Origin of the sequence: Streptomyces sp. NPDC059668 (assembly GCF_042734135.1) — a bacterium.
GTDB lineage: Bacteria > Actinomycetota > Actinomycetes > Streptomycetales > Streptomycetaceae > Streptomyces.
On sequence record NZ_JBHWEL010000019.1, the window covers coordinates 110,459 to 116,801 of the forward strand.

At 71.8% G+C, this 6,343-nt stretch carries 8 protein-coding genes and 2 tRNA genes; 7 read left to right on the forward strand and 3 right to left on the reverse strand.

Annotated elements, in window-relative coordinates:
• Window positions 1-79: 79 nt before the first annotated feature.
• Window positions 80-904, forward strand: a complete 825-nt coding sequence (locus ACFV2J_RS16790) for a GNAT family N-acetyltransferase (RefSeq protein WP_385082372.1) — start codon at window positions 80-82, stop codon at window positions 902-904.
• Window positions 905-970: 66 nt separating this feature from the next.
• On the opposite strand, the gene ACFV2J_RS16795 is transcribed toward ACFV2J_RS16790, so the two are convergent.
• Window positions 971-1,489, reverse strand: coding sequence for a DsbA family protein (locus ACFV2J_RS16795; RefSeq protein WP_385082371.1), 519 nt, complete (start codon window positions 1,487-1,489; stop codon window positions 971-973).
• Window positions 1,490-1,697: 208 nt separating this feature from the next.
• Between ACFV2J_RS16795 and ACFV2J_RS16800 the strand changes: the two genes are divergently transcribed.
• Together ACFV2J_RS16800 and ACFV2J_RS16805 are read left to right on the forward strand one after the other, a co-directional pair.
• A complete protein-coding gene (locus ACFV2J_RS16800) occupies window positions 1,698-2,144 on the forward strand; it encodes a hypothetical protein (protein WP_385082370.1) in 447 nt (148 codons plus the stop codon).
• A 212-nt stretch (window positions 2,145-2,356) separates the two neighbouring features.
• Window positions 2,357-2,509, forward strand: coding sequence for a hypothetical protein (locus tag ACFV2J_RS16805; protein WP_194280740.1), 153 nt, complete (start codon window positions 2,357-2,359; stop codon window positions 2,507-2,509).
• A gap of 130 nt (window positions 2,510-2,639) precedes the next feature.
• Here the strand turns inward: ACFV2J_RS16805 and ACFV2J_RS16810 are convergent, their stop codons facing one another.
• Together ACFV2J_RS16810 and ACFV2J_RS16815 are read right to left on the reverse strand one after the other, a co-directional pair.
• Entirely contained in the window at window positions 2,640-3,197 is a 558-nt protein-coding gene (locus ACFV2J_RS16810; protein WP_385082368.1) for a CGNR zinc finger domain-containing protein, read from the reverse strand.
• Between the two features lie 367 nt (window positions 3,198-3,564).
• Window positions 3,565-3,978 (reverse strand): SsgA family sporulation/cell division regulator, encoded by a 414-nt coding sequence (locus ACFV2J_RS16815; protein ID WP_003959770.1) that lies wholly within the window; start codon window positions 3,976-3,978, stop codon window positions 3,565-3,567.
• A 191-nt stretch (window positions 3,979-4,169) separates the two neighbouring features.
• On the opposite strand from ACFV2J_RS16815, the gene ACFV2J_RS16820 reads away from it, so the two are divergent.
• The 4 genes from ACFV2J_RS16820 (at window position 4,170) to ACFV2J_RS16835 (ending at window position 6,280) form a co-directional block, all read left to right on the forward strand.
• A complete protein-coding gene (locus ACFV2J_RS16820) occupies window positions 4,170-4,601 on the forward strand; it encodes a TIGR02611 family protein (protein ID WP_385082367.1) in 432 nt (143 codons plus the stop codon).
• 95 nt (window positions 4,602-4,696) lie between these two features.
• Window positions 4,697-4,768: transfer RNA gene (locus ACFV2J_RS16825), tRNA-Val, on the forward strand.
• Window positions 4,769-5,722: 954 nt separating this feature from the next.
• The gene (locus tag ACFV2J_RS16830; RefSeq protein ID WP_385082366.1) at window positions 5,723-6,169 is read left to right on the forward strand and encodes an SRPBCC family protein; all 447 of its coding nucleotides are present in this window, start codon (window positions 5,723-5,725) and stop codon (window positions 6,167-6,169) included.
• A 39-nt stretch (window positions 6,170-6,208) separates the two neighbouring features.
• A tRNA-Val gene (locus tag ACFV2J_RS16835) sits at window positions 6,209-6,280 on the forward strand.
• The last annotated feature ends 63 nt before the right edge of the window (window positions 6,281-6,343 follow it).

Here is a 6,343-nt window from a genome sequence, read left to right on the forward strand (position 1 = left end):
GTGCCGGCAGGGGCGAACGGTCCGCCGGCGGTCGTAAATCAGGATGACGGGGAACGGCCGGGCGGGTAGAACACCCCTGATGACCACCACTCTGCGGCCGACCGAGCCGCTTCAGCGCGGAGCCGACGGGGCGCTGTCCCGCCGCTACCAGGTGTGCGTGAACAGCCGCCCCGTGGGCGGGATCCATCTCTCCACCCACCCCGAATACGGGCCCACCGTGGGTCGGATAGAGGAGCTGAGCATCGACGAGCCGGACCGCGGGCGGGGCCGGGGCACGGTGGCCGCGCTCGCGGCCGAGGAGGTGGCGCGCGGCTGGGGCTGCCGGCGCGTGGAGACCTCGGTGCCCGGGGACGCGGAGGCCGCGCTCCGGCTCGCCACGACGCTCGGATACGTCCTCACGAACCGCAACATGACGAAGCACCTGGCCGGACCGCCGCCCGCACTGCCCGCCGGGAGCGTCGCGCGCCCGATGACCGAGGCCGAGTACGTTCCCTGGCTGGCCGCCGAGCGGGACGCCTTCGCCGGCACCCTGATCGCGCGGGGAGTGCCGGAGGCGGAGGCGTACAGCAAGACCGACCAGGGGCACGCCAGGTTCCTGCCGGACGGCCTGGCCAGCGAGAACACGCTGATCAGCGTCCTGGAGCAGGAGGGAACCCCGGTCGGCACCCTGTGGGTGGCGCTGTGGCCCGACACGGCCTACGTGCTCGACGTCGAGGCCGACCCCGCGCACCGGGGCCGCGGTCACGGGCGCTCCCTGATGCTGCTCGCCGAGGCGCAGGCCGTGTCCGGCGGGCGGGACCGCATCGGCCTCAACGTGTTCGCGGGCAACACCCCGGCCGAGAGCCTCTACGAGGCGCTCGGCTACACGACGAGCTCGTACCACCTCTACAAGAACCTGCTCTGAGGCTTTACGAGAACCCGCTCCGAGGGCGGGAACCGGCTCGGCGGGCGGGAACCCGCTCCGCGGGCGCTACTCGATCCCGGCCAGCAGCCGGTCGGCGATCTCCTCGACGCGCTCGCGCAGGCCCTCCCGGCTCTTGCCGCCGTCGAGCCGTTCGCCGCCGATGACGTACGTCGGGGTGCCGGTCACCCCGATGGCCTTGCCCTCGGCCTGGTCGGCGTCGACGATCAGGATGTGCCGCCCGTCGATCAGGGCGGTGTCGAACTCCTCGGCGTCCAGGCCGAGTTCACGGGCCACCTCGATCAGGAAGGGCTCGCCCCCGCGGTCCAGCTCCTCGACGCGGCCGAGCACCGCCTCGACGTACGGCCAGGACCGGCCCTGCTCCGCGGCCTCCTCGGCGGCCTGCGCGGCGGCGAAGGCGTGCCGGTGCTTCTCCAGCGGGAAGTGCCGCAGCCGCAGCTCCAGCCGGTCGCCGTAGCGAGCGCGCAACGCGCGCAGGTCGTCGAGGGCGTCGCGGCAGTCGGGGCACTGGAGTTCGCACCAGACGTCCAGGACGGCGGTGGCGCGGGCTGCGGAGGAGTCGTTCATGCCCCCAGTCTCCCAGTCCCGGCTCCGGCGGCCCACACGGGACCGAGGGGGAGCGGGCCGGTGGCGGGCGGACCGGGACCTGGGGAGGACCCCGACCCGGAGATGTCCCTGAGGTATGCCCGGAGCATGGCATATCGGGCGCGGAGCGGTGCAGGATGGAAGGGACGAACCGCCCCCCGCCCCGCCGAGCCCTGCCCTGGAGGACCGGATGATTGCCGAGACCGTCTGTTCCGCCGTCTCCGCCGCCGGCCTGGGCATCGCCGCGGTCACGGCCTACCGCAAGCGCTTCCTCGCCGCCGCCCGCATCGCCGCCTACGCGCTGGTGCCGGTCGGACTGGTGATGACCGGGGTCGTCGGCTGGCTCGCCGACACCGCGTTCAGCCCGACGGCGTGGGCGGGCTTCGCGGTGCTCGCCGCCGCCTGGCTGCTGTTCATGACGGTGCGGGCGGTGGAGCGGCGTGGCGGCGGAACCCGCAAGGAACGCAAGGCGGCCGCCCGGGCCGCCCAGCGTGAGGCGGTGGCCCCCGCCGCCTCGGCGCCGTCGCTGAGCCAGGGCTCCCGCCCCGCCGCGCGCCCCGCGACGACCCCCCGGGCGTCCGGCGCCGGCGACGACTTCAGCGACATCGAGGCCATCCTCAAGAAGCACGGCATCTGAAGAAGCGCGGGACATGACGCGGAACGGCACATGACGCGGCACGGGACGTGACACGCGGCACGGTCCGAAACGACACGGCAGATCATGCGGGCCGCGGAAACGATCACGTTCGTTCCAGCTCATCGCGGATATAGCGGATATTGGCGAACTCCCGGTCATGCCGAGCGTGTTGATCGCGAAGCGGGTGGCGGCTGCGTCATCATCGCCGCGAGATGCTGGACACAACCCAGAGCGACCCCGCCGCGCCCCCCGAGGAGCGGCGAGGTTGTCTCTTCGCGCTTTCCCAGCCACCGCTGATGATCTTCCTGGCGGTGATCGGCTGTCTCCTGCTCATGGCTTCGCTGCACGACCTGCTGCTGCTCTGAGCCGTACACGGAGCCCCTGGCGTCACCCGCCGAGGGCTCCGTAGCCCGCCGCCCGCCCAGCCCCTCACCCGCCGGTCCGTCACAGAGCGGCCCGCCCGCCTCTCCCGTCAGGGGCCTCCCGCCCGGCCCCTCAGCCCGCCGCTTCCTTCCGGCGTGCCCGGTACGCGGCCACGTGGAGCCGGTTCCCGCACGTCCGGCTGTCGCAGTAGCGGCGCGAGCGGTTGCGCGAGAGATCGACGAAGGCCCGCCGGCAGTCCGGTGCCTCGCAGCGCCGCAGCCGGTCCTGCTCCCCGGCGACCACGAAGAACGCCAGCGCCATCCCGCAGTCGGCGGCCAGGTGGTCGGCGACCGAGGCGCCCGGCGCGAAGTAGTGCACGTGCCAGTCGTAGCCGTCGTGGTCGGTGAGCCGGGGCGTGGTGCCCGCGGCGGCGACCAGCTCGTTGATGAGCCCGGCGGCGATCCGCGGCTCGTCGGCGGCGAAGACCCCGGCGAACCGGCCGCGGACCCCGCGTACCGCCGCGAGATCCCGCTCCGACAGCACACCGACATCACTGATTTCGTGCTTTCGTACGAAATCGGCGAGGGACGGGACATCCGCGAGTCCGTCCGCCGTGTCGTCCTCCGGCGCGGTGTTCACCAGATCCACCACGGTGTCGAGGGCGCACCGGGTGTCGTGGGTGATCAGCACGTTTCGCTCCCTGGCCTGAGGGTCGGGCGGCCGCCCGCCGATGCTGGCCGATGTTAGTGGCTTCCAGGCCGTGGGGGAGCGGGGTACGCCCGGCAGGCGTGGCCCGGCGCGGTCCGGGCGCGCGTGTGCGCTGCGTGACCGGCCGGACGGCGCGGCGGAACGCACGGTGCCCGCCCCCGCACGCAGCGACGCCGTCCCCGCACGCACCGACGCCGTCCCCGCGGGAGTCCGCGGCGACGGCGCCGGTGTTCCTGATCTGTGCGGTTGTGCGACATGCTGTCGTGCCTAACTCGGTTGTGCCCTATGCGGTTGTGTTAGCCCGAGCCGTCTCCCCGAGTGGACGGCGCCGGGCGGCTCTGTGGGGTCGCTAGCTCTCGGCCAGGATGTGTGAGAGCTCCGTGTCGAGATCGAAGTGCCGGTGTTCCGTGCCTGGGGGCACGGCGGCGTCCGTTCGCTTCAGGAAGGACTCCAGGGCCCGCGCCGGGGCCTCGAGCAGAGCCTCACCCTCCGGGGAGCTCAGGGCGATGCATACGACGCCCTGACCATGACTTCGGGACGGCCAGACTCGGACGTCGCCGGTACCGGTGGGCCGATGGAGGCCCTCGGCGAGGAGGTCGCGGGCGAACACCCACTCGACGGTTTCCTCGGCTCCGGTGTGGAAGGTGGCGTGCACGGCGTAGGGATCGGCCGTGTCATACCGCAGTCCTGCGGGAACAGGCAGTGAGGACTCGCTCGACACAACGAGGCGCAGGTGCAGCTCGCAGCTGACCGTGGTGTTCATAAGCGCCAGGGCCTTTCGCTCAGTGTGCGCTCGGGGATTCGCACGTCGGCGAAATCGACATGCCACCTACGGTGCCGTTGTAAACCCCTCTGAGTGTTTTGCGTGCCTTTACGTAACTCATCCGGCCGAGGGTGCCTTCGCCGGATAGGGCCATTCCGGTGACCGGTTTCTCTCCGGTAGGGTTTGGTCGTATGAATACGGGGAGTGACGAGCTGGGCGAGGCCGCCATGGCTGATGACGAGAAGGCCGAGCAGCCGCTCGGTTCGAGGGCGCCGGAATTCATCAAGGCGCGTCGTGCGCTGCACCTGAGCTGGCAGGTGGGCGTTTTCGTCGCGGGGCTCGCGGTGGTCGTCGCGGGCGTGATCATGCTTCCGCTGCCGGGCCCCGGCTGGCTGGTGATCTTCGGTGGCATGGCGATCTGGGCGACCGAGTTCGTCTGGGCGCAGCTGGTCCTCCGCTGGACGAAGCGCAAGGTCACGGAGGCGACGCAGCGGGCACTCGACCCCCGGGTCCGGCGCCGCAACATCATCCTCACGACCGTCGGTCTGGTGATCGTCGCGGCCCTCTGTGCCGTCTACCTCTGGAAGTTCGGCTTCGAGATGCCCTGGAACATCAAAGAGTGACAAGGAGTGACGGGCGGGTGCTCCCGGGGCGGGCCTGAGCGCCTCCGGCCGGTCGGAGTCACCCCCTGACATGGGGTAATGTTCTCCCTGCGCCCGGGCGATTAGCTCAGCGGGAGAGCGCTTCGTTCACACCGAAGAGGTCACTGGTTCGATCCCAGTATCGCCCACATGCACGATAGGCGGCCCAGATCCACACACAGGTGGACGGGGCCGCCTTCGTCGTTTCCGTGCCAGGTCACGCCGCGTCACGTCACTCTGCGCGACCCTTCGGTCGCGCATACCGCGGTATCTCGGCCACCGGCGCGGGGTGTCCGTGAAGCCGGCGGGGCGGGTGAACGAGGCCGGACTCGGTGCATGGCGCGCGGTGCTCGTGCCGGGTGCCGGCGAGGGCTTCGGCGGGGCGCCGGTGTCGCGTGCGGGCCGCGGTGCCGGAGTGGCGGCGACTTCGCCGCGGGTGGGCGAGGCGGGCGGCGGTCGGCGGAGTCCCACCGGGCCCGCCCGGCCATGAACGCCCCGGCGCTCGAAGACCGAGGATCAAGGCGGCGACGGTCTTCCAGGATTATGTGGCCTTTCGGGAGAAGTCCCGGACCCGGGCGGCCGGTAAAAAATCTGCCGGACGCATTCCGGAACGCGGTCGGTTCTCGTGGAAGTACGACAAGGCGGACGCGCCGCTCGGCGCGGGGCCGCCGACGGACGCCGGAAATGCCGGAGTCGGGAAGGCCGGCCTTGTCGGCGGAAAAGAAACTGGGTATTCCGGAAGGAACCGACGAGATGTCACCTGTGTTCGGTGGGACGGTATTTGAGAAGGCGGTCGTCGCGCCGGAACGGGGCCGGAGCCCGGGCGGGTGCGTCGCCGCCCCGGAGGAGCCCCCGCGGCACCGGGAAGCGTGTCCGGTGACGGACCGCCCGGGCATCGTCGGCGCGGTGACGGGCCGTCGCTCCGTCGTCCCGTCAGGTCGGCGCCGTCGAAACCGAGTCCGTGGTCCGGTGGCCTGCGCACGCCCCGTTCGCCGGAGCGGGCCGGCCTCGGCGACGCCACCGAGGTGATCCACGATCCCGCCCGCGGAGGTCGGCTCGTACCCCTTCTCCCGCTCCGGTCCCCGGACGGGCACACTCGCTCCATGGACTGGTGTCACTACCGCTTCCGCAGCCTGTGGGCACTGCCCGCGCCGCCCGCCGCCGTCTACCGCGCGCTCGAACAGGCCGAGGACTACCCGCGCTGGTGGCCCCAGGTCCGCGAGGTGCGCCCGGCCGACGGACGGAGCGGCACCATCCGTATCCGCTCCCTTCTCCCCTACGACCTGGTGTTCACCGCACGTGAGACGCGGAGCGACCCGGTCGCCGGGGTCCTGGAGATCGCGATGTCGGGCGACGTCGAGGGCTGGGCCCGCTGGACCGTGCGCCCCGACGGGCCGGGCACCCGCGCCCGGTACGACCAGGAGGTCGACGTGCGCAAGCCGCTGTTGCGGCGGCTCGCCGTGCCGGGGCGGCCCCTCTTCCGCCTCAACCACACGCTGATGATGCGTGCCGGGCAGCGCGGACTGAGGGCAACTCTGCGAGCGGTTTGAACGACACCCACAAGGACCTGTATTGTTCAGTGCGTTCCCGGGCGATTAGCTCAGTGGGAGAGCGCTTCGTTCACACCGAAGAGGTCACTGGTTCGAACCCAGTATCGCCCACCGGGAAAGGGGGGGGGGGGCGCCCACCCCCCCCCCACACAGGAGGAGCGCGCCGCGAGCAGA

Bases quoted from the DNA above. Each gene is read 5' to 3' on its own strand.
- ACFV2J_RS16790 (WP_385082372.1), top strand. From the start codon at position 80: ATGACCACCACTCTGCGGCCGACCGAGCCGCTTCAGCGCGGAGCCGAC.
- ACFV2J_RS16820 (WP_385082367.1), top strand. From the start codon at position 4,170: ATGAATACGGGGAGTGACGAGCTGGGCGAGGCCGCCATGGCTGATGAC.
- ACFV2J_RS16800 (WP_385082370.1), top strand. From the start codon at position 1,698: ATGATTGCCGAGACCGTCTGTTCCGCCGTCTCCGCCGCCGGCCTGGGC.
- ACFV2J_RS16830 (WP_385082366.1), top strand. From the start codon at position 5,723: ATGGACTGGTGTCACTACCGCTTCCGCAGCCTGTGGGCACTGCCCGCG.
- ACFV2J_RS16795 (WP_385082371.1), bottom strand. From the start codon at position 1,489: ATGAACGACTCCTCCGCAGCCCGCGCCACCGCCGTCCTGGACGTCTGG.
- ACFV2J_RS16805 (WP_194280740.1), top strand. From the start codon at position 2,357: ATGCTGGACACAACCCAGAGCGACCCCGCCGCGCCCCCCGAGGAGCGG.
- ACFV2J_RS16815 (WP_003959770.1), bottom strand. From the start codon at position 3,978: ATGAACACCACGGTCAGCTGCGAGCTGCACCTGCGCCTCGTTGTGTCG.